Source organism: Pseudomonas sp. B3(2017), from assembly GCF_002113595.1.
Taxonomy (GTDB): Bacteria; Pseudomonadota; Gammaproteobacteria; order Pseudomonadales; family Pseudomonadaceae; genus Aquipseudomonas; species Aquipseudomonas ekonensis.
In genome coordinates this window covers 282,606-309,003 of sequence record NZ_NEIU01000003.1, presented here as the reverse complement: position 1 = coordinate 309,003, position 26,398 = coordinate 282,606, and the positions used below count along the sequence as shown (strand labels likewise).

The 26,398-nt window shown below is 65.3% G+C and carries 31 protein-coding genes; 29 read left to right on the top strand and 2 right to left on the bottom strand.

What is annotated here, in order from left to right:
- Window positions 1-175 precede the first annotated feature (175 nt).
- Together fdxA and mutS are read right to left on the bottom strand one after the other, a co-directional pair.
- Window positions 176-499, bottom strand: coding sequence for a ferredoxin FdxA (gene fdxA / locus CAG33_RS06330; protein WP_007924025.1), 324 nt, complete (start codon window positions 497-499; stop codon window positions 176-178).
- 163 nt (window positions 500-662) lie between these two features.
- On the bottom strand, window positions 663-3,242 hold the full coding sequence (gene mutS / locus CAG33_RS06325) for a DNA mismatch repair protein MutS (RefSeq protein ID WP_085581434.1): 2,580 nt from the start codon (window positions 3,240-3,242) through the stop codon (window positions 663-665).
- 210 nt (window positions 3,243-3,452) lie between these two features.
- Here mutS and CAG33_RS06320 point away from each other — a divergent pair, with 210 nt between their 5' ends.
- From CAG33_RS06320 to CAG33_RS06185, 29 genes are all read left to right on the top strand, one after another.
- Window positions 3,453-4,187, top strand: coding sequence for an XRE family transcriptional regulator (locus CAG33_RS06320; protein ID WP_085581436.1), 735 nt, complete (start codon window positions 3,453-3,455; stop codon window positions 4,185-4,187).
- Between the two features lie 333 nt (window positions 4,188-4,520).
- Window positions 4,521-4,712, top strand: a complete 192-nt coding sequence (locus tag CAG33_RS28175; RefSeq protein WP_139831343.1) for a hypothetical protein — start codon at window positions 4,521-4,523, stop codon at window positions 4,710-4,712.
- Window positions 4,709-5,134, top strand: coding sequence for a tail fiber assembly protein (locus CAG33_RS06315; protein WP_256575481.1), 426 nt, complete (start codon window positions 4,709-4,711; stop codon window positions 5,132-5,134). The genes CAG33_RS28175 and CAG33_RS06315 overlap by 4 nt, the downstream gene beginning before the upstream one ends.
- Window positions 5,135-5,193: 59 nt before the next feature.
- On the top strand, window positions 5,194-5,394 hold the full coding sequence (locus CAG33_RS06310; RefSeq protein ID WP_085581438.1) for a Com family DNA-binding transcriptional regulator: 201 nt from the start codon (window positions 5,194-5,196) through the stop codon (window positions 5,392-5,394).
- Window positions 5,391-5,972, top strand: coding sequence for a DUF642 domain-containing protein (locus tag CAG33_RS06305; protein WP_085581440.1), 582 nt, complete (start codon window positions 5,391-5,393; stop codon window positions 5,970-5,972). Before CAG33_RS06310 ends, CAG33_RS06305 begins: the two co-directional genes overlap by 4 nt.
- Window positions 5,973-6,055: 83 nt before the next feature.
- Entirely contained in the window at window positions 6,056-6,394 is a 339-nt protein-coding gene (locus tag CAG33_RS06300) for a phage holin family protein (protein WP_085581442.1), read from the top strand.
- Between the two features lie 72 nt (window positions 6,395-6,466).
- A complete protein-coding gene (locus CAG33_RS06295; protein ID WP_085581444.1) occupies window positions 6,467-6,988 on the top strand; it encodes a hypothetical protein in 522 nt (173 codons plus the stop codon).
- A 3-nt stretch (window positions 6,989-6,991) separates the two neighbouring features.
- Window positions 6,992-7,600: a phage baseplate assembly protein V gene (locus tag CAG33_RS06290; protein ID WP_085581446.1), complete on the top strand. Its 609-nt coding sequence runs from the start codon at window positions 6,992-6,994 to the stop codon at window positions 7,598-7,600.
- Between the two features lie 14 nt (window positions 7,601-7,614).
- Window positions 7,615-7,947 carry a phage baseplate protein gene (locus CAG33_RS06285; protein ID WP_085581448.1) on the top strand — a complete coding sequence of 111 codons (333 nt, stop codon included), beginning with the start codon at window positions 7,615-7,617 and terminating at the stop codon, window positions 7,945-7,947.
- Window positions 7,944-8,939: a baseplate J/gp47 family protein gene (locus CAG33_RS06280; RefSeq protein ID WP_085581450.1), complete on the top strand. Its 996-nt coding sequence runs from the start codon at window positions 7,944-7,946 to the stop codon at window positions 8,937-8,939. Before CAG33_RS06285 ends, CAG33_RS06280 begins: the two co-directional genes overlap by 4 nt.
- Window positions 8,936-9,571: a phage tail protein I gene (locus CAG33_RS06275; protein WP_085637393.1), complete on the top strand. Its 636-nt coding sequence runs from the start codon at window positions 8,936-8,938 to the stop codon at window positions 9,569-9,571. The genes CAG33_RS06280 and CAG33_RS06275 overlap by 4 nt, the downstream gene beginning before the upstream one ends.
- Window positions 9,572-11,983, top strand: a complete 2,412-nt coding sequence (locus tag CAG33_RS06270; RefSeq protein ID WP_085637391.1) for a phage tail protein — start codon at window positions 9,572-9,574, stop codon at window positions 11,981-11,983.
- A gap of 15 nt (window positions 11,984-11,998) precedes the next feature.
- On the top strand, window positions 11,999-12,427 hold the full coding sequence (locus tag CAG33_RS06265) for a phage tail assembly chaperone (RefSeq protein WP_085581456.1): 429 nt from the start codon (window positions 11,999-12,001) through the stop codon (window positions 12,425-12,427).
- 99 nt (window positions 12,428-12,526) lie between these two features.
- Window positions 12,527-12,712 (top strand): hypothetical protein, encoded by a 186-nt coding sequence (locus CAG33_RS06260; protein ID WP_085581459.1) that lies wholly within the window; start codon window positions 12,527-12,529, stop codon window positions 12,710-12,712.
- 2 nt (window positions 12,713-12,714) lie between these two features.
- Window positions 12,715-13,881, top strand: a complete 1,167-nt coding sequence (locus CAG33_RS06255) for a phage tail protein (protein ID WP_085581461.1) — start codon at window positions 12,715-12,717, stop codon at window positions 13,879-13,881.
- Window positions 13,881-14,387, top strand: a complete 507-nt coding sequence (locus tag CAG33_RS06250; protein WP_085581463.1) for a phage major tail tube protein — start codon at window positions 13,881-13,883, stop codon at window positions 14,385-14,387. The genes CAG33_RS06255 and CAG33_RS06250 overlap by 1 nt, the downstream gene beginning before the upstream one ends.
- Before the next feature lie 150 nt (window positions 14,388-14,537).
- Window positions 14,538-15,119, top strand: coding sequence for a phage tail assembly protein (locus tag CAG33_RS06245; protein ID WP_085632088.1), 582 nt, complete (start codon window positions 14,538-14,540; stop codon window positions 15,117-15,119).
- Between the two features lie 128 nt (window positions 15,120-15,247).
- Window positions 15,248-17,461: a phage tail tape measure protein gene (locus CAG33_RS06240; protein WP_085637388.1), complete on the top strand. Its 2,214-nt coding sequence runs from the start codon at window positions 15,248-15,250 to the stop codon at window positions 17,459-17,461.
- On the top strand, window positions 17,458-17,841 hold the full coding sequence (locus CAG33_RS06235; protein ID WP_085581469.1) for a phage tail protein: 384 nt from the start codon (window positions 17,458-17,460) through the stop codon (window positions 17,839-17,841). Before CAG33_RS06240 ends, CAG33_RS06235 begins: the two co-directional genes overlap by 4 nt.
- Complete coding sequence (locus CAG33_RS06230; RefSeq protein WP_085581471.1) at window positions 17,834-18,046, top strand: tail protein X; 213 nt, start codon at window positions 17,834-17,836, stop codon at window positions 18,044-18,046. The genes CAG33_RS06235 and CAG33_RS06230 overlap by 8 nt, the downstream gene beginning before the upstream one ends.
- A gap of 9 nt (window positions 18,047-18,055) precedes the next feature.
- Window positions 18,056-19,084, top strand: coding sequence for a phage tail protein (locus CAG33_RS06225; RefSeq protein ID WP_085637385.1), 1,029 nt, complete (start codon window positions 18,056-18,058; stop codon window positions 19,082-19,084).
- Window positions 19,085-19,148: 64 nt separating this feature from the next.
- Window positions 19,149-19,721, top strand: a complete 573-nt coding sequence (locus tag CAG33_RS06220; protein ID WP_085632096.1) for a hypothetical protein — start codon at window positions 19,149-19,151, stop codon at window positions 19,719-19,721.
- Window positions 19,718-19,900, top strand: coding sequence for a DUF2635 domain-containing protein (locus CAG33_RS06215; protein ID WP_085581478.1), 183 nt, complete (start codon window positions 19,718-19,720; stop codon window positions 19,898-19,900). Before CAG33_RS06220 ends, CAG33_RS06215 begins: the two co-directional genes overlap by 4 nt.
- Complete coding sequence (locus CAG33_RS06210) at window positions 19,900-21,399, top strand: phage tail sheath subtilisin-like domain-containing protein (protein ID WP_085581480.1); 1,500 nt, start codon at window positions 19,900-19,902, stop codon at window positions 21,397-21,399. The genes CAG33_RS06215 and CAG33_RS06210 overlap by 1 nt, the downstream gene beginning before the upstream one ends.
- Before the next feature lie 66 nt (window positions 21,400-21,465).
- Window positions 21,466-21,813, top strand: a complete 348-nt coding sequence (locus CAG33_RS06205) for a phage tail tube protein (RefSeq protein WP_085581482.1) — start codon at window positions 21,466-21,468, stop codon at window positions 21,811-21,813.
- Window positions 21,810-22,106: a phage tail assembly protein gene (locus tag CAG33_RS06200; protein WP_003222226.1), complete on the top strand. Its 297-nt coding sequence runs from the start codon at window positions 21,810-21,812 to the stop codon at window positions 22,104-22,106. The genes CAG33_RS06205 and CAG33_RS06200 overlap by 4 nt, the downstream gene beginning before the upstream one ends.
- A 130-nt stretch (window positions 22,107-22,236) precedes the next feature.
- Window positions 22,237-24,009: a phage tail protein gene (locus CAG33_RS06195; RefSeq protein ID WP_085637382.1), complete on the top strand. Its 1,773-nt coding sequence runs from the start codon at window positions 22,237-22,239 to the stop codon at window positions 24,007-24,009.
- On the top strand, window positions 23,996-25,231 hold the full coding sequence (locus CAG33_RS06190; protein ID WP_085632102.1) for a DNA circularization protein: 1,236 nt from the start codon (window positions 23,996-23,998) through the stop codon (window positions 25,229-25,231). The genes CAG33_RS06195 and CAG33_RS06190 overlap by 14 nt, the downstream gene beginning before the upstream one ends.
- Before the next feature lie 3 nt (window positions 25,232-25,234).
- Window positions 25,235-26,278, top strand: coding sequence for a phage baseplate assembly protein (locus CAG33_RS06185; protein WP_085581488.1), 1,044 nt, complete (start codon window positions 25,235-25,237; stop codon window positions 26,276-26,278).
- The last annotated feature ends 120 nt before the right edge of the window (window positions 26,279-26,398 follow it).

Sequence of the window (26,398 nt, the reverse complement as noted above, 5' to 3'; positions counted from 1 at the left end):
GACACGCCCTTCAAGGAAGAGGGGAATGGACATCGCAGGACGCGATTCATCAGGACGATGAAAAGGATCACAGGGAATAGGGAAAAAATGTGGGCGGGTCAAACCGCCCCTTTTTTTCGCCTGCAGAAAAGCAAAAAGGCCCGCAAGGGGCCTTTTCTGTCGAGCGCAGGACGGATCAGCGTTCGAGGTCTTTGATCTTGCCTTTGACGCCATCCCACTCTTCGGCGTCCGGCAGCGAATCCTTCTTCTCGGTGATGTTCGGCCAGATCTCGGCCAGCTCGACGTTCAGCTGAATGAACTCTTGCATCTCTTCCGGCACTTCGTCCTCGGAGAAAATGGCCACGGCCGGGCATTCCGGTTCGCACAGGGCGCAGTCGATGCACTCGTCCGGGTGGATCACCAGGAAGTTCGGGCCTTCGTAGAAGCAGTCCACCGGACAGACTTCTACGCAGTCGGTGTACTTGCACTTGATGCAGTTGTCGGTGACGACGAAGGTCATTTCTAATTTTCTCCTCAGGCGGCGGCAGCGTTGCCCCTTCACGGTTGGGGTCGCCAGGTTCGGGAGCGATGTCTGCCGGCCAGGCTATTAGCCAGCAGCATCCCGAACCGCGCGAGATTCTACCAGCTTGAAGCCGTTTGCGTTATATCCGCTTCTTCAGTGCTTATATCCGGTTCTTTAAGGTATAGAGCATTTCGAGCGCACGGCGCGGGGTCAGGTCGTCCAGGTCCAGTTTGGCCAATTCGTCCAGCACCGGGTGCGGCAGGCTGGCGAACAGGTCGCTCTGCATCGGAGCGGCCGGCTTGCCCTTGACCGGTGCCGGTTGCTCGTGGGGCAGGCTGGTGGTCTCCAGGCGGCCCAGGTGTTCGCGGGCGCGGGCGATCACTTCGCTCGGCACCCCGGCCAGTTGCGCAACGGCCAGGCCGTAGCTCTGGCTCGCCGGCCCCGGCAGCACATGGTGCAGGAACACGATGCGCTCGTTGTGCTCGGTGGCGTTGAGGTGCACGTTGGCCACCAGCGGCTGGGCCTCCGGCAGCACGGTCAGTTCGAAGTAGTGGGTGGCGAACAGCGTGTAGGCGCGCAGGTGCGCCAGGCGCTCGGCTGCCGCCCAGGCCAGGGACAGGCCGTCGAAGGTGCTGGTGCCGCGGCCGACTTCGTCCATCAGCACCAGGCTGCGGTCGGTGGCGTTGTGCAGGATGTTGGCGGTCTCGCTCATTTCCACCATGAAGGTCGAGCGCCCGCCGGCCAGGTCGTCGCTGGAGCCGATCCGGGTGAAGATCCGATCCACCAGCGACAGTTCGCAACTGGCCGCCGGTACGAAGCTGCCGATGTGCGCCAGCAGTACGATCAGCGCCGTTTGCCGCATGTAGGTGGATTTACCGCCCATGTTCGGGCCGGTGATCACCAGCATTCTTGTGTTGTCGTCCAGGCTCAGGTCGTTGGCCACGAACGGCGTGGTCAGCACCTGCTCGACCACCGGGTGACGGCCCTGGACGATGCGCATGCAGGGTTCGCTGACGAACGTCGGGCAGTTGAGGTCGAGGTTCAGCGCGCGTTCGGCGAGGTTGCTCAGCACGTCGAGTTCGGCCAGCGCCGAGGCGGTGTCCTGCAGCGGCGGCAGCCGGCCGATCAGGTCTTCCAGCAGTGCTTCGTAGAGCATTTTTTCCCGGGCCAGCGCCCGGCTTTTGGCCGACAGCGCCTTGTCTTCGAACGCTTTGAGCTCGGGCGTGATGAAACGCTCGGCGCCCTTGAGGGTCTGGCGCCGGATGTAGTCGGCCGGCGCGGATTCGGCCTGCTTGCTCGGCAGCTCGATGAAGTAGCCGTGGATGCGGTTGTAGCCGACCTTCAGGTTGGCAAGGCCGGTGCGGGCCTTTTCCCGGGCTTCCAGGTCGATGAGGAACTGGCCGGCGTTTTCGCTCAGCGATTGCAGTTCGTCCAGTTCGCTGTCGTAGCCGGTCTTGAGCACGCCGCCGTCGCGGATCACCGCCGGCGGGTTGTCGATGATGGCTTTCTCCAGCAGCGCCGCCAGTTCCGGGTAGGTGCCGGCGGTGGCGGCCAGGCGCGCCAGGTGCGGGGCTTCCAGATCCGCCATCGCCGTCTGCAGTTCCGGCAGGGCACCCAAGGCGTCGCGCAGGCGGGCGAGGTCACGGGGCCGCGCGTTGCGCAGGCCGATCCGCGCCAGGATCCGTTCGATGTCGCCGATTTCCTTGAGTTGCGGTTGCAGGCGTTCGAAGCGGTAGCGGTCGAGCAGGCAACTGATGGAGGTCTGGCGCGCCAGCAGGACGGTGAGGTCGCGCAGCGGGCGGTTCAGCCAGCGGGTCAGCAGGCGGCTGCCCATGGCGGTCTGGCAGCGGTCGACCACCGATTGCAAGGTGTTGTCGCGACCGCCGGCCAGGTTGGTGTCCAGCTCCAGGTTGCGCCGGCTCGCGCCGTCCAGCACCACGGTGTCGTCCAGGCGTTCATGACGCAGGCTGCGCAGGTGGGGCAGGGCGGTGCGCTGGGTTTCCTTGGCGTAGGCCAGCAGGCAGCCGGCGGCGCCGATGGCCAGGGTCAGGTTCTCGCAGCCGAAGCCTTTCAGATCCTGGGTGGAGAATTGCTGGCACAGGCTCTTGAGCGCCGAATCACGCTCGAAATCCCACGGGGCGCGACGGCGCACGCCACGGCGCTTTTCCGCCGGCAGGTCTTTCGGCCAGTCGTCCGGGATCAACAGCTCCACGGGGTTGACCCGCTCCAGCTCCGCCAGCAGGTTTTCCCAGCCCTTGATCTCGAGCACGCTGAAGTTGCCGCTGGTGATGTCCAGCACCGCCAGGCCGAACAGACGCTCGTCGCCCAGCACGGCCGCGATCAGGTTGTCGCGGCGCTCGTCCAGCAGCGCTTCGTCGCTGACCGTGCCCGGGGTGATGATCCGCACCACCTGACGCTCCACCGGGCCCTTGCTGGTGGCCGGGTCGCCGATCTGCTCGCAGATCACCACCGATTCGCCCAGTTTCACCAGCTTCGCCAGGTAGCCTTCCGCCGCGTGGAACGGGATCCCGCACATCGGAATCGCCTGTCCCGCCGACTGCCCGCGGGCGGTCAGGGTGATGTCCAGCAGCTTGGCCGCCTTCTTCGCGTCCTCGTAGAAGATCTCGTAGAAGTCGCCCATGCGGTAGAACATCAGCTGATCCGGGTGCTGGTTCTTCAGGCGCCAGTACTGCTGCATCATCGGGGTATGGGAGGACAGGTCGGAGACGGCTTTATTCATCGGATTGTCAGGCAACTCGTTCAAAGGAGTGGGGCAAAAGCGGGGCGTCGGCCAGGCTTTTCCGCGATGGGCGCAAGATTACCATGGGCGGTCTGTCGGGCGCAGGGATGGCGGTCGAGTGACGGGTTCATGCCGTAAAAAACGTGATTATGCAGAAAATATGCAAATCAGCATTTGTCTTCGCCGAATTCTTCAAGCACTATGCGCGTTATGCAAAAACGCAACGTATCTACCGTATTAAGAGCACTGCTCGACCGGCACGGGATCTCCCCCACGGAGCTTCACCGTCGCACCGGCGTGCCTCAATCCACTCTCTCGCGGATCCTCAGCGGGAAGATCGTCGATCCTTCGGACAAGCACATCTCGAAGATCGCCGAGTACTTCGCCGTGAGCACCGATCAGTTGCGCGGGCGCGCCGACATTGCGCCGGCGGCTGCCGGCGCGCGCCATGACGTGCATGCGGAACTCAAGGACATAAGCCTGTGGGACGACGACACCCCTGTCGATGACGACGAGGTGTCGGTGCCCTTTCTTCGTGAGGTTGAATTGGCTGCAGGATCAGGAAGATTCGTCGTGGAAGAGAGCGAACGCTCAAGCCTGCGCTTCGGCAAGCGCAGCCTGCGTCACAACGGTGTGCAGTTCGACCAGGCCAAATGCGTGACGGTACGCGGCAACAGCATGTTGCCGGTGCTGCGCGACGGCGCCACGGTCGGCGTCAACGCCGGCAAGAGCGGCATCGGCGACATCGTCGACGGCGATCTCTACGCCATCAACCACAATGGCCAACTGCGGGTGAAGCAGCTCTATCGCCTGCCCACCGGCATCCGCCTGCGCAGCTTCAACCGTGACGAACATCCGGACGAGGACTACAGCTTCCAGGAGATCCAGGAAGAGCAGATCGTCATCATCGGTCACGTCTTCTGGTGGGGCATGTACGCCCGATAGCACCACCCCTGCCTGACAGAACCCGCCCCTCGGCGGGTTTTTTTTCGCCTGTCGAAAACGGCCGAAGCCAAGAGCGGCGGGGCTTTCATGCGTCCGTGCATTTGCTGCGCATAAATAAATGCATTTTTGCATTGACTGCATATGCATGAGTGCATATTCTTGCCACCAAGCCGCTCGACAAAGCGGCTGGCAAGACCGCTCTTTAGTTCCACAAGAACAGGCAGCGATGAACCGGCCTCAACGGTTCAGAGGGTTGGCAACTGACCCGGGTGTGCAGCGTAAAGCACCAAGAGCAGTTATCCGGCGGGCAGGGACCGCGGCCGGAGGAACAATTTGAACGGACTCGTACCGCGCCAGCAGCGCCGAAAAGTCAGCTTCCTTTCGGTTTTAGGGAATGAAAGGAAGGCAAAGGAGTGCATTGCTGAAAAGCCCGGCCTGGCGCCGGGCTTTTTGGAATGCCTGCCTTGTGCAAACAGAAACACGAACGCCGACATGTCGGCAATCCATCAAGGAAGTGAACAATGAGCCTGAAAAAGTATGCCCGTGTGGTAGACGGCAAGGTCGACAACATTTTTGAAACCGTCAACCCGATCACCGAAGAGTTTCCGGCCAGCCAGCTCTGGGTCGACATCACCGGCACCGTGAACTCGCAGGTCGATTACGGCTACAACGCCGTCAACACCGACGGGGTCTGGACCTTCAATTCGGGGTTCCCGTGGCCGCAATCGGTGCTGGGCGAGCAAATGCGCAACGAGAAAGTCCGCCGGCTCGACAACGTCATGGCCAGCGTCGCCTCGTCGGGCTTGCAGTTCAAGGTCGACCTGGGCGTAGCCACCTCGGCCGAACAGGCCTACCTGACGGCCTTCAAGGAATACTGCGTCGCGTTCGGCCAGGTCAACAAGCAGCCGGGTTTCCCGGTGACCATCGCTTGGCCGCAACTGCCGTAAGGCGTTGCGCCGCACCGGCGAAAAGGAAGGATCCCGCCCATGAAGAAGGCCCGTTGCAGATGTTGAAAGACTGCAGATGCGGACACTGCAACAGGCTGCTTGCCCGCGTGGGCCAGTGTGCCGAGCTCCAGATCAAATGTTCCCGATGCGGGACGCTGAATCATGTGAGGGCCGCGAGCCCCGAGCCATCGCCCGTGAGCGACATGAAGGCTGCCCAGGCAGCTCAACCCCCTCATTCCACTCGACAGGTGAACACATGAACGTTCTGAAAAAATACATCGCACCGCTTCTCGCCACCGCCGCGCTGTTGGGCGCCGCAGGCAATGTGAAGGCGGCCAACCTGCTGGTCAACGGCAGCTTCGAACAGCCGGGCTGCAGCGGCAGCTGCATCCTGGACACCCCGGCCAAGGCCAACTTCATCACCGGCTGGACCACGTTCCTGTCCGGTGCCGAGTACTTCAACATGCCGGCCTCTATCGGCGGTTCCGCTGCGGCGGACGGCGTGGTGATCGTTGACCTGGCCAACTATGTCTACGGCAACGGCGGCGGCATTCAGCAGAACTTCGCCACCACCCCCGGCGCCAAGTATCGCCTGACCTTCAGCGCCGGCAACTCTCGCTTCGCCAGCCGTTCCGGCAGCGGCGTCGTGCAGGTCAAGGTGGCCGGGCAGACCGTCAGCTTCGACACGCCGGTCGCCAAAGGCGTCGCGGTCGAATGGAGCACCGTCACCTACGACTTCACCGCCACCACCGCGCAAACGACGCTGGCCTTTTTCAACGAGCAGAATCCGTACGCCAACTATGCCTTCATCGACAACGTCATCGTTGAACGCCTGTAATCCCGGATCGGCGCATCCACCCGAGGCGGTGCCCGGCACCGGCGGTTTCCCCCCCATCCATCAACGCACCCTGGAGGCGTGACATGACGAACGAGCAACAAGCGTTGGCGGACATGCCGATCTGGCTGGTCATCCTCCTGGCCGTCGTCGGCGGGGTGTCCGGCGAGATGTGGCGCGCCGACAAGGAAGGCGCCCGGGGCTGGGCGCTGCTGCGCCGGCTGGCCTTGCGCTCCGGCGCCTGCATGATCTGCGGGGTCTCCGCGATCATGCTGCTGTACGCCGCCGGCCTGTCGATCTGGGCCGCCGGCGCCTTCGGCTGCCTGACGGCCATGGCCGGCGCGGACGTCGCCATCGGCCTCTACGAGCGCTGGGCCGCCAAGCGCATGGGCTTGAGCGAACCGCCGCCGCACGATCCGCAGTAACCCCTTCACATCCAGTCCTCGCTGCCGTCCGGCGGCGGGGTTTCGTGTGGACATTCGAAAAGGAGGTCATGCATGCCTGCACCGATCCAGCAGCCTTCGCAGCTGTTCACGGCGATGGCGACAACCTTGCGCAACGCCGCCGGCCTCGATGTGCAGGTCGGCGCCCACCCTGAATTCACCGCCCCGGGCGACAAGGCCTGGGTGCTGATCGACATCGAACGCAACGGCCCGGGCGAGCGGGCGGCCGACGGGCGCATCGCCCATGTGCTGACGCTGTCGCTGCAGGTCGTCCCGGCGCTTGCCGCCAGTGCGTTTGCCGCTTGCGACTTGATCGCCGCACTGAAGAACCTGGCCACCGACAACCGCTGGGGCTTGCCCGGCGACCAATGCGACCGGCCGTTGAACCTCGACGGCGTGCCGTCGCTGCTGGTGCGGGACGGGCAGTCCCACAAGGCCTGGACGCTGTCGTTCATCCAGACCCTCTACCTCGGCCCGACCTTGCTCGACGACCCGCTCGGCACCCCGAAATTCGCCCGCACCTGGGAAGTCAGCGACATCGACGACCCCGACCAATACACCTCGCTGGAGGCCTGAGCCGTGTTCGATGCGCTGATACGCATGCAACTGGGGCCGATCATCGAGCGGCTGGCCGAGATGGAAGCGGAAGTCGAAGACCTGCACCGCCGCGCCGAGAGTTTCTGCCGCATCGGCGTGTGCCAGGACGTGGATGCCGCCGGCAATACCTGCCGGGTCAGTCACGGCGGATTGCTGACGCCGTCCATCAAGTTCTTCAACCCCAGCGCCGGGGCGCAGAGCGAATCGCGGATCCCCACGCCGGGCGAGCAGTGCCTGCTGCTGAACTACGGCAGCGGCGAAAGCGGCGCGCAGAGCGTGGCGCTGTTCGGCTTGAACAGCGACCGGTTTCCGCCGGCCTCCACGGTGCCGACGCTGACCCGTCGGGTACACGGGGACGGCAGCGAAAGCGGCTATGACGACGCCACCCACACCCTGCATTGGCAGAACGGCCCGGCCGCGTTCAAAGGCTCCCGCGAATCGCTGGAGCTGAGCATCGGCCCGGCGCGCCTGGCGATGACCGCGCAGGCGATCAACCTGCAACTGGGCGGCGCCGGCCTGACGATCGATGCGGCGGGCGTGCACTTCAGCGGCCCGCTGGTGGATCACCAGGGCCGCGTCATCAGCCCCTGACCCGAGAGCCTTCCATGATCGGAATCGATAGAGACACCGGGGCCACGGTCGACGACTGGCTGCAGTTCGTGCAGCGCGCGACCCGGGCCCTGACCACGCCGCTGGGCACCCGGCAGAAACGGCCCTTGTACGGCTCCCTGATCCCCACCTTGCTGGGCCGCAACCTGGGCGACGACGTCCTGCTCCTGGCCCAGAGCCATGCGGCCCAGGCCTTCTACAACCCGCAGAACGGCATCGGCGACTTCCAGCCGCAGGTGATCGTCGCCACACGGCAGGGCGCCGGTCTGCTGCTGCGTTTCGCCGGCACCTGGAAAAACCGCCAACAGACTTTCGAGGTCGTGACATGAGCATGCTGATCCCCGGCCAGAACCAGTTGGCTGAACCTGCGCTGATCGCCATCGACGCGTTCGAGGACTTGCTCGCCGAGTTCAAGGCCTTCGTCGTCGACTACGTCGGCACCCGCGCCCCGCAGAGCGCCGAGAAGCTCAAGGCCAGCCTGGAGAACGAAAGCGAACTTTTGACCCTGGCCCTCGAAGCGTTCTGCGTGCGCCTGCAGACCCATGAGCGCAAGTACAACGCCCGCATCAAGCAGATGCTGGCGTGGTGGGCCACCGGCAGCAACCTGGACGCGCGGCTGGCCGACATGGGCCTGGAGCGGCAGTTGCTCGATCCGGGCGATCCGGCCGCTTTCCCGCCGGTGCCGCCGGTGTACGAAAGCGACGACGACGCCCGCCTGCGCTACTACCTGGCGCCCCATGCGCCGGCGGCGGGGTCGCGGATGCAGTACCGCCGCGAGGTCTTCACCCTCGGCGAACGGCCGACGGTGAAGGTGGCATCCACCGACGCCGGCGTGGTGAACGTCACCTACACCTTCGACCCGGACGGCCTCGCCGCCCAGGTCAAGGACGGCAACGGCCGGCGCACCGCGCCCGGCGAAGTGCAGGTCACCGTGCTGGCGCGGGAGGGCGACGGCACGCCGTCCGCCGCGTTGCTCGACGGCGTGCGCAAACATTTCGCCCGGCCTGACGTCTGCCCGGAGACCGACAAGGTCACCGTGCGCGGCGCCGACATCCAGCGCTACAAGATCCGCGTGGTGGCCAAGATCAACTCAGGCCCCGATTCGGGCCTGACCCAGGTCGCCGCCGAGCAGCACCTGCAAGCCTACGCCGACAGTTGCCACCGCCTGGAAGGGCGGGTCGACCCGAGCTGGATCGACTACACGCTGCACAGCGCCGGCGCCGTGCAGCTGCAGATCCTCGAACCGCTGGCGCCCATCGTCACCACCGCGTTCCAGGCACCGTACTGCACCGCGGTCGAGGTCGAGGTGCAGACGCTATGAGCGATCAAACGCAGCGCCCGACGCTGCTGCCGGCCAACAGCTCACCGCTTGAGCGCGCGCTGGACATTGGCTTCGGCGCTTTGCTCGACCGCATCGCGCCGCCGTTTCCCGAGCTGATGGATCCCAAGCAGACGCCGGTGGCGTTTCTGCCGTATCTGGCGGCGGACCGTGGGGTCGCCGAATGGAGCACCGACGCGCCGGAGGCGGAGAAGCGCCTGACCGTCGAACTGGCCTGGCCCACCGCGCGCCGGGCCGGCACCCGCACGGCGTTGGAAAACGCCGCCAAGGGCCTGCAACTGCGTCCCGAGGTGCGCGCCTGGTACGAGCAGACCCCGCCCGGCACGCCCTACAGCTTTTCGGTGCGGGCGTTTTCCGAGCAGCCCTACAGCGAAGAGATCGACGCCCGGCTCGACCGGCGCCTGGCTGACGCCAAGAGCGAACGGGATGTGCTGTCGGTGTCGGTGGGCTTGAGCGCCTTCGGCAGCCATTCGGTCGGCGCCGCGACGTTCTGCGGCGAACTGACCACGGTCTATCCGGTGTTCATCGAAGGGCTCGAAGCGACGGGCCAAGCCTTCAAGGCGGCCGGCCTGTACGCCGTCGAAACATTCACTATTTATCCTCAGGGGGCCTGAATGGCTGACTATTACACCCTGCTCACCAACGCAGGGATTGCCTACGAGACCGCCTGCAAGGCGGCGGGCGTGCCGATCAAGCTGACGCAGGTTTCCGTCGGCGACGGCGGCGGCACGGTCTACAACCCGGCGGCCACCGCCACCGCGCTCAAGCGCGAAGTCTGGCGCGGGCCGCTCAACGCGCTGTTCCAGGACGAGAAGAACCCGAGCTGGCTGCTCGCCGAAGTCACCATCCCGCCGGACGTCGGCGGCTGGTACGTGCGTGAGGCGGGGCTGTGGACCGACACCGGCATCCTCTACGCCATCGTCAAGTATCCGGAGTCGTTCAAGCCGGTGCTGGCCTCGTCCGGTTCGGGCAAAGAGTTCTACATCCGCTCGATCTTCGAGACCAGCAACGCGTCGCTGGTGACGCTGCTGATCGACGACACGGTGGTCAAGGCCACCCGCGCCTGGGTCATGAGCTACCTGGCCGAAGAGCTCGGCAAGCTCGACGGCAAGCAATCGGTGCGCGTGGCCGCGACCGGCAATGTGGTGCCGAACGGCGCGCAGCAGATCGACGGTGTGGCGGCGGTCGCCGGCGACCGCGTGCTGCTGGCGAACCAGACCCTGGCCAAGGACAACGGCCTGTGGGTCGTGGCCAACGGCGACTGGACGCGGGCCAACGATGCCAATGTCAGCGCCAAGGTCACGCCGGGCCTGACCGTGATGGTCGAGGAGGGCACCGTCAACGGCGATTCGCTGTGGCACCTGACCACCAATGCGCCGATCACCCTGGGGACGACCGCGCTGACCTTCAAGATGCTGGCCGGGCGCACGGGCGTTGCCGCCGGCAGCTACAAGAGCCTGACCGTTGACGAATACGGTCGGGCCACGGCGGGTTCGAACCCGGACACTCTGGCCGGGTTCGGCATCAAGGATTCCTACACCAAGGCCGAAGTCGAAGCACTGATCGCCAAGGCCTCGGCGTTGCCGGTGGGCTCGATTGTTGCCTTCCCTGTTGATACCCCACCGCCAGGCTTTCTGGAGCTGGACAACAGCGTCAAGAGCAGCGCGACTTACCCCGACCTGAGCGCCTATCTGGGCGGCAAGTTCAACAAGGGCGACGAGGGCGCGGGCAATTTCCGCTTGCCGGAAGCGCGTGGCGAGTTCCTGCGGGGATGGGATCACGGACGAGGAGTGGATTCGGGCCGTGCACTCGGCGGCTGGCAAGCCGATGAGATAAAGGCCCACGTTCATGCGACCGAATATGAGCTCATTACCGATACGTTTGCGGCCGGAACAGTGTTACGAAACTTTGTTCAGAAATACGGCACACAGAGCAGTGTCCAGACCAAAGCGACCGGTGGTGCGGAGTCACGTCCGCGCAACATCGCCGTCATGTGGTGCATCAAGGCCTGGAATGCGCCGGTCAACCAGGGAAACATCGATGTTGCCGCACTGGTCAAGGAAGTCCAACGGCTCGGTTCCGCCGTGCCGGTCGGCGCCGTCATGGCGTTCCCGACCGGCATCGTTCCTCCAGGGTTCCTGGAGCTCAACGGCAGCGTGCAGAGCATCGCGACCTACCCGGATCTGGCGAGCTACCTGAGCACCGCCTACAACAAGGGTGACGAAGGCGCCGGCAACTTCCGCCTGCCGGATTCGCGCGGCGAATTCCTGCGCGGTTGGGATCATGGGCGGGGCGTGGATTCGGGGCGAGCGGTAGGAAGCTGGCAAAAAGGAAGCTTACAGACTTACGACTACAGCAATGCCAATCCGGCCGTTTCCGGTCTTTGGCATAACGTCGCATCGGATACAGGTCTTGCCGAGTTTCACGGCCTGGATGCCTACACGGCACCTAGCTATATCGTCAGCAACGCAATCTTCACCGCAGGCGCGACCCCCGTTAGCGCTGGCGCATTGGGCGTCACACGTCCGCGAAACCTCGCCGTCATGTGGTGCATCAAGGCCTGGAACGCGCCGCTCAACCAGGGAAACATCGATGTCTCCGCGTTGGCCGTTCTGGCGCAGCAAGCCACCGAGCTCAATCAGGGCACGGCGAAGACCGCCACTCAGGCCCAGACAGACGCCGGCAGCGACGATCAAACGATCGTCACGCCGAAGAAACTGCGGTGGGGATTCTCGGCGCTCAAGGCTTCCAATGGATATCTGATGCTGCCGAGCTGGCTGGGCGGTCTGGTCATCCAATGGGGAACCACCGGTGCCATTGCCGCCGGTGCCCAAATGACAGTGACCTATCCGATTGCGTTCCCGAACGTTTCTGTCATGACATTGATCGGCAACAGTTCCTCGATAGGGTCTACCGGTGCCACTTCCACGCTTTGTGTCATGTACGGTGACAAGACAAATTTCACGGTTTCCGCGCTCGGCAGCACGGGCCAACCGAATGGTCCATGGATTTCGATTGGCTGGTAATCAGGAGAACAGGTTATGTCACTTTTTTATGCCGCCTCCACTGGCGGTTTCTACGACGACACCGTTCACGGTGTCATGCCGGATGACGCAGTGAAGATCACTGCGCAGTTGCGTTCGCAACTGCTCGCCGGCCAGTCACAGTCACTGGCGATCGTTGCGGATGCCGACGGAAACCCTGTGCTCAAACGGCCGGAGATGGATGCCGAAGCGCAAGCCAATCGTGAGCGCATGTGGCGCGACGGCGAAATCGACAGCGTGAAATGGCTGCGTGAGCGTCATCGCGATGAACTCGAAATGTCCAGCCAGACGACATTGACCGTCGATCAGTACCAGACGCTGCTGGCTTATCTGAAGCGCCTGCGCGACTGGCCGCAGTCGGAGCACTTTCCCGACGAACAGGCTCGCCCTGGACAACCTGACTGGATTGCGCTGCAGATCCGTTGAACGCCCCGCACCCCGGGGCGTTTTTCTTCCCCCAATAAGCAATCAACACCCGCCAAGCCCCTCCCCGCAGGGGCTTTCCCGTTTATGGAGAAACGAAAAATGGCAACCCGCCAAACCTACACCGTGCTCGTCCCGTTCCCCACCGGGGGCGGTCACTGGTCGAGCGTCGGCCAAGAGCTCGACCTGCTCGACGTCGAGGCCAGCGCGCTGCACACCGCCGGCCGGCTTGAGCTGAAAACCCCAACCACCCAGGCCAAAAAGGCCGCTGCCAAGAAGGCTGACTGAACATGGCTGAAGTCCTGAACTTCGAGCACAACGGCATCACCGTCAATGCCACCGAATCCCCCGAGGCCATGGGCGGCCTGGGCGACAACGTCATCGGCCTGGTCGGCACCGCGCCGAAGGCCGATCCGCTGATTCCGCGCAATGCGCCGTTTCGCATCAACAGCTTCACCACCCACGCGTTGCTGGATCCGACCGGCGCCGAAGAGGGCACCCTGTACCACGCGGTCTACCAGATCCTCAAAGTGGTCAAGGTGCCGGTGTACGTGGTGATCGTCGAGGCGGGCGCGACCCCGGCCGACACCGTCAACAACGTGATCGGCGGCATCGAACCGGCCACCGGCCGCAAGCTGGGCCTGGCGGCGCTGGGCAGCGTGCCGGAAGACCTGACCATCATCGGCGCGCCGGGCTTCACCGGCACCAAGGCGGTGGCCGGCGAGTTCGCCTCGTTCGGCAAGCGCATCAAGGCCCGTGTGGTGCTGGACGGCAAGGACGCCTCGGTGGCGGACCAAGTGCTGTACAGCCAGGAACTGGGCGGCGCGGACCTGGGCTTCGACCGTTGCCTGGTGGTGCACAACATGCCGGCGGTGTACTCGAAAGCGGCGAAGAAGAACGTCTTCCTCGCGCCATCGAGCCTGGCGATCGCCGCGCTGGCCAAGGTCAAGCAGTGGGAGAGCCCGGGCAACCAGGTGACCTACGCCGAGGACGTGTCCCGCGTCGTGGAATACAACATCCTCGACACCTCCACCGAAGGCGACCTGCTCAACCGCTACGGCGTGAGCTACTACGCCCGCACCATCCTCGGCGGCTTCTCGCTTTTGGGTAACCGCTCGATCACCGGCAAGTTCATCAGCTACGTGGGCCTGGAAGACGCCATCAGCCGCAAGTTGGTGAAGGCCGGCCAGAAGGCCATGGCCAAGAACCTGACCAAGTCCTTCATGGACCAGGAGGTCAAGCGCATCAACGACTGGCTGCAGACCTTGGTCGCCGACGAAACCATCCCCGGCGGCAGCGTGTACCTGCACCCGGAACTCAACAGCGTCGAGAAGTACAAGAACGGCACCTGGTACGTGGTCATCGACTACGGCCGCTACGCGCCGAACGAACACATGGTTTACCAACTCAACGCCCGCGATGAAATCATCGAGCAGTTCCTGGAGGACGTTCTCTAATGTTTACCAACCGCAACCGCCAGGCCATCGCGGCCACCCTGCAAGGCCTGCCGCTGTCGGCGACCGTGGAAGAGTTCACGGCGCCGAAGATCGAGTTCGACATGGAAAACATGACGGGCGGCCGCTTCATCGTCGAGGAAATGGCCAAGAGCGCCAAGGCCCTGGGCGCCAAGCTGATCCTCCAGGGCGCAGGCCCCGAAGTCATGCTGGCCCTGGGCGTGAAGCTGGGCGACGACATCCTGCTGAACGTGCGCGAGGCCGGCCAGGACCAGGACGGCAACACCTGGTTCACCTACCACACCGTCGGCGGCAAGCTGAAATCCCTTGAGGAAGGCACCGTGAAAATGGGCGAGAAGCCCAAGACCACCCTGGAGCTGTCCTGCCGCACCTACAACCGCCTGGAAAACGGCGTGCCGGTGATCGACATCGACGTGCGCACCCAGAAGTTCGTGCTCAACGGCGTGGACATCCTCGGCGACGCACGCCGCGCGGTGCTGATGCCGTAAGCCGATCCCCGCAGCCAACCGATCCCCTGTGGGAGCCAGCCTGCTGGCGATAAGGCCTGACGCCATCGCAGGCAGGCCCGCTCCCGCAGCGGGGCCGGGTTGGCGGGCATCAAGCAACACCCCTCTCAAGAATCACCAAGGAATTCATTCATGTCGTGGATGCCACCCCAGCATGACCTGCTGTCGCCGATCACCGGCGACGACGGGGCCGAGATCGCGCAGATCCAGCTCAAGCCGTTGTTCTACGCCGCGCAGAAAGAAGCGCTGGAGCGCGCCGGCGACGACGAGGACGATCAGTTCTTCGAGCTGGCGCTGCTGGCCACCGGGCTGTCGGTCAAGGAACTCGACCAGCTCAAGCGCCCGGACTACGTGAGCATCGCCCAGTACGTGCACGAGATGTCCACCCAACCGGCGTCGCACTTTCTCGCCCAGGCCGAAGACGCCAGGCGTTCGGACGACCCGGACGAAGTGCAGCTGCTGCAGCCGCTCGCCGTGACCGGCCGCACCGTGACCTCGCTGAGCCTGGAAATGCCCGCGCTGCGCGCCACCAAAGTGATGAAGAAACTGAAGACGGCCAAGGAACGCGCCGAATTCATCACCGCCCATTGCACCGGCCTGATGATCCCCGATCTGGCCCACCTGAGCGTCCCGGACTGGACGCAGCTGCAGGTGCGCATCGACGATTTTTTAAACCAGCCGGCGGCCTACTTTCGGAGCGCGACATCGAAGTGATCCTCGATGTCGTGCCGCTCATTTACCCGGTAAGTGAGGCGGAGATTCTGGAATGGGACGCCGAAAAGGCGTTGCGCCGCTACGACATAGCGATCACTCGCCTTGGCGTGAAACAGGAGTAGGGCGGCATGGCAGAAAACAGATATGCGCTCACCTACGCCGGTGAGGGCGGCAACAGCGCAGGCGCACTGGTGATGCCCGAGGGTTTGGGCAAGCCGCTGCAGGACTTGAACCTGACGCTGGCCCTGGCGAGCGTGGACATCCGCTTGCTGACCCAGGAGCAGATCAAGCTGCGCGAGCAGCTGGTCAGCCAGCAATCACTGTTCAAGGCGGGGGCCGCAGCCCCGGCGGCGGCTCCTGAGCCGAAGTCGAAGCTCAAGGCCGAGATCGAACAGCGTCCGCCGCCCAAAGGCCTTCAGTCGGCCATGGCCAACGAGACGGCGCTGGTCGAGCTGAACCAGGTGCTGCACCTGAGCAAGGAATCGCTTCAGGCCCTCTCGGAAAAGAACCTGGAAACCGCCAGCGACAAACGGATCGCCCCCAGCGGCGCCACGGGGGCGGACTTGCTGCAGGTGCAGCTGGCCGCCCTCAGGTCCGGCATCAGCGATGGCTTGAAGGGCGAGCAGAAGCGGGACGCGTTGCAGACGTTCTCCAGCGATGCCGCCCTCAACGCGTCGGCGTTCAAGATCGACGTCAAGGCGGCCGGCGAGATGCTGGCCGGCTGGCGCACGACGCTGAAGCTCGACCGGTTGCAGAGCCAGGACCTGGCCGACGCGACCAGCCATCTGGGCAACAGCGGCCTGAACGTCAAGGCCGCCGACATCGGCGCTGTCGTTCAGAGTGCCGGCGAGAGCGCGAAAGCGACGGGCATGACGCCCGAGCAAGTGGCCGCATTGGCGGCCGCGTTCCTCAACAGCGGCGCCGGCAAGGCCGACGCCGGGGCGGCGCTGAAGAGCTTCACGGCGACCTTGGGCAAGGGCGAAACCGCGTCCTCGGCGCAACGCGAAGCCTGGGCGCAGATGGGCCTGAACCCTGAGTCGCTGGCCCGCGGCATGAGCGGCGATGCGCCGCAGACGATCAAGCTGGTGCTTGAAGAACTCAGGAAACAGCCTGAAGAGAAACAGGCTGCGCTGACCAAGACGCTGTTCGGCAACAACGATGCGGTGCTCGAACTGCTGAAGAAGCCGGAGGATGTCAGCACTGCCTTCAGGCTGGTGGCCGACAAATCTCAGTACGCGACCTCCAAACGCGGCGAGGGCGCAGGATCGGCGGCCGCGACCGCCGAGGCCTACGGCAATACCTCCCAGGGGCGCTGGAATGCACTGGACGCGAGCCTCAACAGGCTGTCCACGTCCGTCGGCACGGCGCTGGCGCCGGTGACCGATGGCATTGCCGTAGGGCTCACGGCGCTGGTCAACGGGCTGAGCGCAGCAGCCGAGACGTTCCCGTTCGTCACGGCAGCGCTGACGTTGCTGGGGGTGGCCGCCACGCCGTTCGTGGCCGGCGCGCTGAAGACCGGCGTGTCCTCGGTGCTCGATGCGGTCTCCGGGAGGCTGCTGCGCCTGGCGGCGGCGCGTTTGCCGTCCGACATCGGCGACATGATCACCGGTGACGATGAGGGTGACGGCGGGCGCAAAAAGAAACGGTCCGGCCGCAAACCGGGCCAAGGCAAGGGGGCCAAGGCTCCCGCCAAGCCCGCCCAGCCCCGGGCAGGCGCCGTGCGCCAAAGCCCGCTGGCCCGTCTGCGCAGCGCGGCGCTCAAGGTCATGCCGTCGATCAGGGGCGCCGCCGCCCGCGTCATGCCCGCGTTGCGCAGTGCCGGGGCCAAGGTCATGCCGCTGATGGCCAGGGCGGTGCCCTTCGTCAGCAAGGCCGCGACGCCGCTGATGCTTGCCGGCGCCGCCTATAAAGGCCTGAAAGGCTGGCGTGAAGGCGATGATCAAGCGGTGGGCGGGGCGGCCGGCCAATTGGCCGGGACGGCCATCGGCGCCACTATCGGATCGTTCTTGCTGCCGGGCATCGGCACGGCCATCGGTGGCGTCATCGGCGGAACGGCAGGTGCCTGGCTGGGAGAGAAACTGGCCGCCCCGGCGGTCGACAAACTCGCGCCGCCGGCAGACGTCGCCAAGAACCTCGTCAACGCCCCGAGCCAGACCCAGCAGGTCACCTTTTCGCCGTCGATCCAGGTCACGTGCCCGGCACCGGACACGGCCGAGCAGATCCGCACGATCATCGGGCAGCAACTGAGCGGGCAGTTCCATGGCCAGTTCCTGCCGATGCTCACCCACAACCCGCTCGCCACCCGCCGTGATGCGGCCCTGACCGATGGAGTCGCCGGATGAAACAGCAAATGGCACTGGGCAGTTTCATCTTCGGCCTGTCCCGCGGCTTCGCCTACAGCACGCTGGCGCGCAAGTCCGACGGCGGCTGGAGCGAATTGCCGATCCTCACCAGCAAACCCAAGGCCCATCAGACCGGGCAGAAACCGCAAACCCTGACCGTCACCGGCAAATCGATGCACGCCGTGGCCATGGAGCGGCTCGATGAGCTGCGGGCGTTGCAGGCCCTGCGCATGCCGCTGCCGTTGATCGACGGCATCGGTCGCAACTGGGGCTTGTGGCGGATCAACAACATCCAGGAGAACCAGAGCCAGGTCATCGACGACGGCACGGCGATGGTCGTCGACTGGACCCTCGAACTGGCGGAGTTCAACAATGCGTAAGGTACGGAGCGTGGCCGGCGACTCGGTCAACCTGCTGCTCTACCGCGAGTCGGGCCGCAGCGACGATCAGGCCGAAGAGGCCTTGTGGGCGCTCAATCCGGCGCTGGCCGAGCAGGGCCCGGTCCTGCCGGCGGACGTCTGGGTGACGCTGCCCGAACTCGACACGAAACCCACCGCGATCAAACCGGTCACGGCCTGGGACTAAGGAGGCGGCATGGCACTGGGATTCACGCCGTCGGTCGAGATCTACGGGGCCAACGCGGCCCTGCTCAACCAACGCCTGATCAGTTGGGAACACATCGATGCCGCCGGGCTTGAGTCCGACCAGCTGACGCTGGTGCTCGACCTGGAAGGCCTCGCCGGGTTGCCGACCCTGGGCGGGAACATCGGCCTGCGGGTGGGCTACCTGGAATCCGGCCTGGTCGACAAGGGCCAGTTCAAGGTCACCCGCCTCACGCCGACCCTGTTTCCGCTGCGCCTCACGCTGGTGGCCACGGCGGCGCCGTTCAGCGCCAAGGACGAGACCGGCTTCAAGCAGCGCCGCACGGCCAGCCACGGCCCCACCACCCTCGGCGCGCTGTTTCGCGAGCTGGTGTCGCGGCACGGCTTTTCGCCGCGGGTCGATCCCGCGTTGGCGATGATTCGGATCGCCCACGTCGACCAGTCGAACGAGACCGACATGGGCTTCATCACACGGCTGGCCGGCAAGTACAAGGTGATCGCCAAACCGGTGAACGAACTGTATGTGCTGGCGCGGCCGGGGCAGGTCAAGTCCTTGTCCGGCAAGGTGTTGCCGGACGTCCGGCTGTCGGTGACGAGCGACAACCGCCCCGGCGACCACGCGTTCATCAGCGCCGTCCTGGAAGAGACCGCCCGCACGCAGAACCAAGGCTGCAAGACCACGTTCTGGGATGCCGCCGCCTGCGTGATGCGGGAGGTCAAGACCGGCCTTGCACCGTACAAGACCCTTCGCCAGACCCTGCCCAGCGAGGAAGAGGCCAAAGCCGTGGGCGAGGGCGAAGTGCGCAAGATGCTGCGGGAGAAATACAAGGTGAAGGTCAGTTGCCCCGGCGACCCGAGGCTGTCCGCCGAGGGCCTGCTGGTGCTTGACGATACCTGGCCGGATTTCATGCGCGGGCGCTGGTCCATCGACAAGGTCACCGCCAGCGGCAAGCGCGAGGAAAGCTACCGCTGCCTCATCGAGGCAAGCGGCCTGGATCCAAAGGCCGACGCCAAAGCCTGACTTCGCATGCCCCCTGTGGGCGCGAGCCTGCAGATCCTCATCCCCCCGACTTTGGAACGCACCCATGAAGATCACCCCGATCCTCACGCAGCTGCGTGAGCAATGCCCCGGCTTGGCCAACCATGTGGCGGCCGGGGGCGACCTGAACGATCCGAACCTGCCGCTGCCGTCGGCCTGGGTCACGCCGCAAGCCGACCTGGCCGGCGCCAGCACCGCGCAGAACGCCGCACGGCAACCGGTGCGCGACCGCTTCGACGTCGTCCTCGTGCTGGACGCCACGGACGCCGCAAAAGCGCTGGACCGGCTGCACGAACTGCGCGCCGAACTGTGGCGCGCGCTGGTGGGCTTCAAGCCCGGCGGCGACTACAGCGCCATCGCCTACGACGGCGGCGAACTGGTTTCGATCAACGGCAGCCGCGTCCTGTACCGGCTGCGCTTTTTTGCCGAGTTCCAGCTCGGCCGCAATCTGGCGAGTCAGCCTGCGGAGAGTTGGCACGAACGCGAACTGGACGGCTTGTCGTCCTTCACCGGGGTCACTGTGCGGGTCGATGCGATCGACCCGGCCGACCCCAACCTCAAACGCCCGGGGCCCGACGGGCGCCTGGAAATGACTTTCTCTGGAGACGTAACCCCATGAGCAATCGCATCACCGTGCTGCCGGCCGCCGGCCGTGCCGTGCCTGACCCGGAAGCGGGCGACCTGCTGCCCCAGGAGGGCCGCGAAGTGACGGACAGCGCCTGGTGGCGCCGGCGCCTGGCCGACGGCGACATCACCATCAAAACCGCGAAAGCGGCTAAACCACAGGGAGCCAAATAATGGCGATCGGATTCAGCAACATCCCCGCGGACATTCGTGTACCGCTGTTCTATGCCGAAATGGACAACTCGGCGGCCAATAGCGCGACGTCGGCCATGCGCCGCCTGATCGTGGCCCAGGTCAACGACAACATCGCCCCGGCCGACGTCGGCAAGCTGGTGCTGGTGTCCAGCGTGGCGCTGGCCAAGAGCATCGGCGGCCAAGGCTCGATGCTGGCCTCGATGTACGAGACTTTCCGCAAGACCGACCCGGTCGGCGAGATCTGGTGCCTGCCGCTGCACAGCACCGACGGCAGCATCGCCAAGGGCGTGCTGACCCTGACCGGCACCGCCACCCAGGCCGGCCAGCTCAACCTGTACGTCGGCGGCGTGCGTGTGCAGGCCACCGTGGTCAACGGCGCCACCGCCGCCCAGGCCGCCACGGCCCTGGTGCAGAAGATCAACGCCACGGCCGACCTGCCGGTGAGCGCGGCCGCCGCCGACGGCGTGATCACCCTGAGCGCCAAGTGGACCGGCGCCAGCGGCAACGACATCAGCCTGCAGTTCAACCGCCTGGGCAAGAGCAACGGCGAAGAGACCCCGGCCGGTCTGACCGTCGCGGTCACCACCGTCATGGGCGGCGGCACCGGCGTGCCGGACCAGGTCGCGGCGGTCGCCGCACTGGGCGACGAGCCGTTCGAGTTCATCTGCCTGCCGTGGTCGGACCTGGCCACCCTCAACACCTGGCAAGCGGTGATGGACGACAGCACCGGCCGCTGGTCCTGGGCCAAGCAGTTGTTCGGCCACGTGTACAGCGCCAAGCGCGGCACCGTCGGCACCCTGGTGGCGGCCGGTCAGGCCCGCAACGACCAGCACATGACCATCCAGGCCCTGGAGCCGGGCGTTCCGCAGCCGGTCTGGGTGCAGGCCGCCGCGCTCGCCGCGCGCACTTCGGTGTTCATCTCCGCCGACGCCAGCCGTCCGACCCAGAGCGGCAGCCTGCCGGGCGTGGATCCGGCACCGGCCAGCGAACGCTTCACCCTGACCGAGCGTCAGTCGCTGCTCAACTACGGCATCGCCACCGCCTACTACGAAGGCGGCTACGTGCGCATCCAGCGCTCGATCACCACCTACCAGAAGAACGCGTTCGGCCAGGCCGACAACTCCTACCTGGACAGCGAGACCATGCACCAGTCGGCGTACATCGTGCGTCGCCTGCAAAGCGTGATCACCAGCAAGTACGGCCGCCACAAGCTGGCCTCCGACGGCACCCGCTTCGGCGCCGGCCAGCCGATCGTCACCCCGGCGACCATTCGCGGCGAGCTGATCGCCCAGTACGCCAAGCTGGAACTGGAAGGCCATGTGGAGAACGCCGAGCTGTTCGCCGAGCACCTGATCGTCGAGCGCGACGTGCAGGACCCGAGCCGCGTGAACGTGCTGTTCCCGCCGGATTACATCAACGGCCTGCGCGTGTTCGCGCTGCTCAACCAATTCCGCCTGCAGTACGACGACGTCGCCTGAGCGGCCCGTTCGGTTCTGTGAATCCAGCCCACCCCGCGTGGGCTTTTTTTTGAAGGGAGTAACACCATGGGTCAACTGATTGCAGGCACCTGCTACGTGAAAGTGGACGGCGCGCAACTGACCATCAACGGCGGCTGCGAAGCCCCGCTGATGGCCGTCAAGCGCGAGACCGTCGTGCCGGGCTTCTACAAGGAAACCGACATCGCGCCATCGTTCAAGGTGACCGCGCTGCACACCGCCGACTTCCCGCTGAAGAAGCTGGTCGAAGGCACCGACATCACCGTCACCTGCGAATTCAGCAACGGCAAGGTCTACGTGCTGGCCGGCGCCTACCTGGTCGAAGAGCCGGTCTCCAAGGGCGATGACGCCACCATCGAACTGAAGTTCGAAGGCATCAAGGGGACCTGGCAATGAGCGGCGCCGTGAAGCTTCAAGTTGCGATCGAAGCTCACGGCGAGCCCCTGACCGAACTCGTCCTGCGCCGTCCGACGGTGCAGGAAGTGCGGGCGATCAAGGCGCTGCCGTACAAGATCGACAAGAGCGAAGAAGTCAGTCTCGACATGGACGTCGCGGCCAAGTACATCGCCGTGTGCGCCGGCATTCCGCCGTCGTCGGTCAACCAGTTGGACCTGGCTGACCTCAACGCGCTGAGCTGGGCCGTCGCGAGTTTTTTCATGAGTGCGGCGTCGGAGCCATCACCGACCTGATTTCGGTCGCCTATGACCTGGCCTGGTTCTGGAAGGTTGACCCCGAACAGATGATGGCCAGGCCACTGGATGTGCTTCGCGAATCGCTGGAGCACGCGCAACGGATCAATGCGATGCAGCAGGTGCAGTGATGGCAGAGACAGAAACCAAGGAAAAGGCGTCGGTGCTGCTCACGGGCATCGACGAGCTGTCGCCCAAGCTCGGTGCCTTGCGGGCGAAGGTCGACAGCTTCAAGAAAAACCTCGAGCAGACCGGCCTCGGCAAGCTGGACATCAGCGGCCTGTTCAAGGGCGGCAGCGTGATCACGCCGTTCGTGGATGGCATCAAGTCGGCGGCGGCGTTCCAGGGCAAGCTGACCGAGGTGGGCGATGCGGCGAAAACCGTCGACATGCCCGCCGCGCCGAAGGCCGCCGCGCAGAACCTCAACGTATTCAGCGCATCGATGGAGAAGGTGTCGGCCGCCGTGGATGCCGCGCTGCTGCCGGCGGTGGGCACGCTGGTGGTGGCGCTGGAGCCGATGCTGACCCAGGTCGGCAGCCTGCTCAACGACAACCCGAAGCTGGTCGAAGGCCTGGCGGCGGGGGCCATCGCGTTTTCGGCGATGCAGACCGCCGTGACCGGCGCGACCCAGGTCTTCGACCTGATGAGCATGGTGCTCAAGACCAACCCGATCATGCTGATCGCCATGGGCATTGCCGTGGCGGCCGGCCTGATCGTGGCCAACTGGACACCGATCTCCGCCTTCTTCAGCGGGTTGTGGGACGGGGTGAAAAGCGCCGCGGCCAACGCCATGGCGTTGCTGCGGTCGGTGCTCGACTGGCGGCCGCTCCAGGCGCTGGCGGCGTTGTGGGAACCGGTCAGCGGGTTCTTCGCGGGCGTCTGGGACAAGGTCAAGGCGGTCACCGCGCCGGTGTTCGAGTTCTTCAGGACGCTGTTCTCCTGGTCGCCGGCGGGCATGATCATCGAAAACTGGGGACCGCTGACCGGGCTGTTCTCGGCGATCTGGGAACTGCTCAAGGCCTTGAGCGTGCCGGTGACGGCGTTCCTCAAAGGGCTGTTCGACTGGACGCCGCTGGGGATGGTCATCAACCACTGGGGTGCGATCACCGGGTACTTCGCGTCGCTCTGGGCCTCGCTGCTGCCGGCGGCGCAGGCGGTGAAGGGCTTCTTCGTCACGTTGTTCGACTATTCCCCGTTGGGGCTGATCATCAACAACTGGGGCAGCATCGTCACCTTCTTCGAGCCGGTCTGGGCAGCGCTGCTGGCGTCGGCGCAACAGGTCAAGAGTTTCTTCGCGGCCCTGTTCGAATGGTCGCCGCTGGAGCAGATCGCCCAGTACTGGCAACCGGTCAGCCAAGTGTTCGCCGCGCTGTGGGATGTGGTGAAAGCGTTGGCCGCACCGGTGATGGAGTTCCTGCACACGATGTTCGAGTGGTCGCCCCTGGGGCAGATCATCAAGAACTGGGGCCCGATCACCGAGTGGTTCGGCGAGCTGTGGCAGAAGCTGCAGACCGTGATCGCTCCGATCAAGGAACTGTTCGACGGCGGTTTCGCCGGCCTGATCGCCAAGGTCACCGGCAAGGTCGAAGGGCTGACCGAAGCGCAGCGCCGCACCAACGCCGAAGGCAAGGGTGAATTGGCGCCGGCGTTCTTCGGCGGTTCGAATCCTGAAGGCGCCGCCGCGTTGCAGGGCGGTTCGCTGCCGCAGAGTTCCGGTGCCCTGATCCAGCAAAGCGCCGCCAACAACCGCACGCAACTGGAAGGCGGCCTGACGGTCCGCTTCGAAAATGCGCCGGCGGGGCTGCGCACCGATCAACCGCAAACCAATCAGCCGGGGCTGGCGCTCAGTTCGCGCATCGGCTATCGCTCGCTGTCCATGGGAGGTTCCAATGAGCTGGCGTGACCGTTTGTTGCCGGCGTCCTTTCGCGGCGTCGGCTTCTGGATCGACCAGGCGAAGACCCCGGTCGGCCGCAAGGGGCAGCTGCACGAATACCCGCAGCGCGACCTGCCGTTCTTCGAGGACCTGGGCCAGCAGGCCAAGATCCATGACGTGACGGCGCTCATCGTCGGCCCCGATTGCCTGGAGCAGCGCGACAAGCTGCTCAAGGCGCTGGAGCAGGGCAGCGGCGAGCTGGTGCACCCGTGGCTGGGGCGCCTGCAGGTCAAGGTCGGCGAGTGCGACATGACCCACACCCGCCAGGACGGCGGGCTGGTGACCTTCACCCTGAAGTTCTACCCCGATGTGCCGCTGCCGTTCCCGACCGTGACCGTCAGCACCCAAAAGGTGCTGCTGGCCAAGGCCGACACGCTGCTGGGCTCGGCGGTGGCGCGCTTCGAGCAGGCCATGACCCTGATCAAGGCCGCGCGGATCGGCATCGCCAACCTGCGCAACAGCCTCACCGGGGTGTATGACGTGATCAAGGAACAGCTCAAGCCGCTGATCGATCAGTACCGGCAGATCACGGAGCTGGTGAAGGCGGTGAAGGAGTTGCCCAAGGAAGTGGCGGCGGAGTTCAAGGGGCTTCTCGGCGACATCAAGGAGCTCAAGGCTTTCGCGAAGGAGGGCTACCGTGGCGTGATCGCCGACGTGTCCCAGCAGCTCGAAGCCATCCGCAAGGCCGACGCGCCGAAGCTCACCACCGGCAAGGACACCACCGCCGCGGCGCAGGCCATGACCGACCTGGTGCAGGACACCGTACTGGTCAAGGTGGCGCAGTGGGTGGCGTCGATGCCGGTGGCGACCGCCCCGGTGAAGCTGCCGTCTACGCCGTCGCTGGAGCACCAGGCCAAACTGCCGGTCACCCGTCAGGAAGTGCCGGTGACCGACGACCTGCAAGCCTTGCGCAACGCGCTGGTCGAGGCGATCAACCCGATGCTCGACAAGGCCAGCCCCGCGCACTACCAAGCCATCAGCGACGTAAAGGATGCGCTCAAGGCGCACCTTCAGGCCGTGGCCACCTCCGGCGTGCGCCAGGTCAGCAAGTCGTTCCAGGAAAGCTTTCCGGCCGTGGTGGTGGCGTACAAGCAGTTCGCCGACGCCACCCGGGTCACCGAAGTGATCCAGCGCAACGGCATCACGCATCCCGGCTTCTCGCCCAACGATGTGAAAGTCACCGGGGAGTGAGCCATGAGCGAGATAGACAACCGCGTCACGCTGACCGTCAATGATGTGGAGTACGGCGGCTGGAAGAGCGTGGAGATCACCGCCGACCTTGAGCGGCAGTTCCGCACCTTCAAGCTCGACATCACCTGGCAGTGGCCGGGGCAGACCACCGACAGCCGGATCAAGCCCGGCGACCCGTGCGAGGTGAGGATCGGCAAGGACCTGGTGCTGACCGGGTACGTGTTCAAGGCCCCCATCCGCTACGACGGGCGGCAGATCAGCCTGTCGGTCGAAGGCAGTTCCAAGACCCAGGACCTGGTCGATTGCGCCGCGACCAACCGGCCGAGCCAATGGCAGGAGCAACCGTTGCTGAGCATCGTCCAGGCCCTGGCCATGGAGTATTCGCAGACGGTGGTCAACGAGATTCCCGAGACCTCGCGGCTGGCCAAGCACACCATCGTGCCGGGCGAGACCGTGTTCCAGTCCATCGACCGCTTGCTCTCGCTGTTCCGGGTGTACTCCACCGATGACGAGCAGGGCCGGCTGGTGCTGGCCAAGCCCGGCAGCAGCGGGCGCGCCAGCGATGCGCTGGAGCTGGGCAAGAACATCCTCTCGGCCAGTGCGCCGATGGACTACAGCCAGGTGTTCTCCGAATACCGGGTGATCGGCCAGCAGAAGGGCACCGACGCCAAGAGCGGGGCGGCGGCCAGCGAAGTGGAATCGGTGGCCGCCGACCTGACCTTCAAGCGCCGGCGCACGACGGTGATCAACGAAGGCACGCAACTGACCTTCGAGCTCGCCCAGCAGCGCGCCCAGTGGGAAAGCGCCACCCGTATGGGCCGGGCGCAGTCCACCACCTACCAGGTGCAGGGCTGGCGCCAGTCCAACGGCGACCTGTGGCGGCACAACACGCTGGTGCGGGTCAAGGATCCGGTGCTCGGCTTCGACGGCGACATGTTGATCTCCAAGGTGACGTATTCGCTGTCGGCACAGGGCTCGGTCACCACCTTGCAGGTGGCGCCGCCGCACACCTTCGACGCCAACCCCACACCGCCCAAGAAAGCCTGAGCCAGCTTCGCGCCGCCCCTGCGGTGTCTGCACCGACGCCATCGCCAGCAGGCTGGCTCCCACTGTCTGGCGGCGCCGCAGACCCCCTGTGGGAGCGAGCCTGCTCGCGAAGGCGGACGG

What these genes read in the sequence shown, in the direction of transcription:
- fdxA (WP_007924025.1), bottom strand. Translation starts at nt 499, where the DNA reads ATGACCTTCGTCGTCACCGACAACTGCATCAAGTGCAAGTACACCGAC.
- mutS (WP_085581434.1), bottom strand. Translation starts at nt 3,242, where the DNA reads ATGAATAAAGCCGTCTCCGACCTGTCCTCCCATACCCCGATGATGCAG.
- CAG33_RS06320 (WP_085581436.1), top strand. Translation starts at nt 3,453, where the DNA reads ATGCAAAAACGCAACGTATCTACCGTATTAAGAGCACTGCTCGACCGG.
- CAG33_RS06315 (WP_256575481.1), top strand. Translation starts at nt 4,709, where the DNA reads ATGAGCCTGAAAAAGTATGCCCGTGTGGTAGACGGCAAGGTCGACAAC.
- CAG33_RS06310 (WP_085581438.1), top strand. Translation starts at nt 5,194, where the DNA reads ATGTTGAAAGACTGCAGATGCGGACACTGCAACAGGCTGCTTGCCCGC.
- CAG33_RS06305 (WP_085581440.1), top strand. Translation starts at nt 5,391, where the DNA reads ATGAACGTTCTGAAAAAATACATCGCACCGCTTCTCGCCACCGCCGCG.
- CAG33_RS06300 (WP_085581442.1), top strand. Translation starts at nt 6,056, where the DNA reads ATGACGAACGAGCAACAAGCGTTGGCGGACATGCCGATCTGGCTGGTC.
- CAG33_RS06295 (WP_085581444.1), top strand. Translation starts at nt 6,467, where the DNA reads ATGCCTGCACCGATCCAGCAGCCTTCGCAGCTGTTCACGGCGATGGCG.
- CAG33_RS06285 (WP_085581448.1), top strand. Translation starts at nt 7,615, where the DNA reads ATGATCGGAATCGATAGAGACACCGGGGCCACGGTCGACGACTGGCTG.
- CAG33_RS06280 (WP_085581450.1), top strand. Translation starts at nt 7,944, where the DNA reads ATGAGCATGCTGATCCCCGGCCAGAACCAGTTGGCTGAACCTGCGCTG.
- CAG33_RS06275 (WP_085637393.1), top strand. Translation starts at nt 8,936, where the DNA reads ATGAGCGATCAAACGCAGCGCCCGACGCTGCTGCCGGCCAACAGCTCA.
- CAG33_RS06270 (WP_085637391.1), top strand. Translation starts at nt 9,572, where the DNA reads ATGGCTGACTATTACACCCTGCTCACCAACGCAGGGATTGCCTACGAG.
- CAG33_RS06265 (WP_085581456.1), top strand. Translation starts at nt 11,999, where the DNA reads ATGTCACTTTTTTATGCCGCCTCCACTGGCGGTTTCTACGACGACACC.
- CAG33_RS06260 (WP_085581459.1), top strand. Translation starts at nt 12,527, where the DNA reads ATGGCAACCCGCCAAACCTACACCGTGCTCGTCCCGTTCCCCACCGGG.
- CAG33_RS06255 (WP_085581461.1), top strand. Translation starts at nt 12,715, where the DNA reads ATGGCTGAAGTCCTGAACTTCGAGCACAACGGCATCACCGTCAATGCC.
- CAG33_RS06250 (WP_085581463.1), top strand. Translation starts at nt 13,881, where the DNA reads ATGTTTACCAACCGCAACCGCCAGGCCATCGCGGCCACCCTGCAAGGC.
- CAG33_RS06245 (WP_085632088.1), top strand. Translation starts at nt 14,538, where the DNA reads ATGTCGTGGATGCCACCCCAGCATGACCTGCTGTCGCCGATCACCGGC.
- CAG33_RS06240 (WP_085637388.1), top strand. Translation starts at nt 15,248, where the DNA reads ATGGCAGAAAACAGATATGCGCTCACCTACGCCGGTGAGGGCGGCAAC.
- CAG33_RS06235 (WP_085581469.1), top strand. Translation starts at nt 17,458, where the DNA reads ATGAAACAGCAAATGGCACTGGGCAGTTTCATCTTCGGCCTGTCCCGC.
- CAG33_RS06230 (WP_085581471.1), top strand. Translation starts at nt 17,834, where the DNA reads ATGCGTAAGGTACGGAGCGTGGCCGGCGACTCGGTCAACCTGCTGCTC.
- CAG33_RS06225 (WP_085637385.1), top strand. Translation starts at nt 18,056, where the DNA reads ATGGCACTGGGATTCACGCCGTCGGTCGAGATCTACGGGGCCAACGCG.
- CAG33_RS06220 (WP_085632096.1), top strand. Translation starts at nt 19,149, where the DNA reads ATGAAGATCACCCCGATCCTCACGCAGCTGCGTGAGCAATGCCCCGGC.
- CAG33_RS06215 (WP_085581478.1), top strand. Translation starts at nt 19,718, where the DNA reads ATGAGCAATCGCATCACCGTGCTGCCGGCCGCCGGCCGTGCCGTGCCT.
- CAG33_RS06210 (WP_085581480.1), top strand. Translation starts at nt 19,900, where the DNA reads ATGGCGATCGGATTCAGCAACATCCCCGCGGACATTCGTGTACCGCTG.
- CAG33_RS06205 (WP_085581482.1), top strand. Translation starts at nt 21,466, where the DNA reads ATGGGTCAACTGATTGCAGGCACCTGCTACGTGAAAGTGGACGGCGCG.
- CAG33_RS06200 (WP_003222226.1), top strand. Translation starts at nt 21,810, where the DNA reads ATGAGCGGCGCCGTGAAGCTTCAAGTTGCGATCGAAGCTCACGGCGAG.
- CAG33_RS06195 (WP_085637382.1), top strand. Translation starts at nt 22,237, where the DNA reads ATGGCAGAGACAGAAACCAAGGAAAAGGCGTCGGTGCTGCTCACGGGC.
- CAG33_RS06190 (WP_085632102.1), top strand. Translation starts at nt 23,996, where the DNA reads ATGAGCTGGCGTGACCGTTTGTTGCCGGCGTCCTTTCGCGGCGTCGGC.
- CAG33_RS06185 (WP_085581488.1), top strand. Translation starts at nt 25,235, where the DNA reads ATGAGCGAGATAGACAACCGCGTCACGCTGACCGTCAATGATGTGGAG.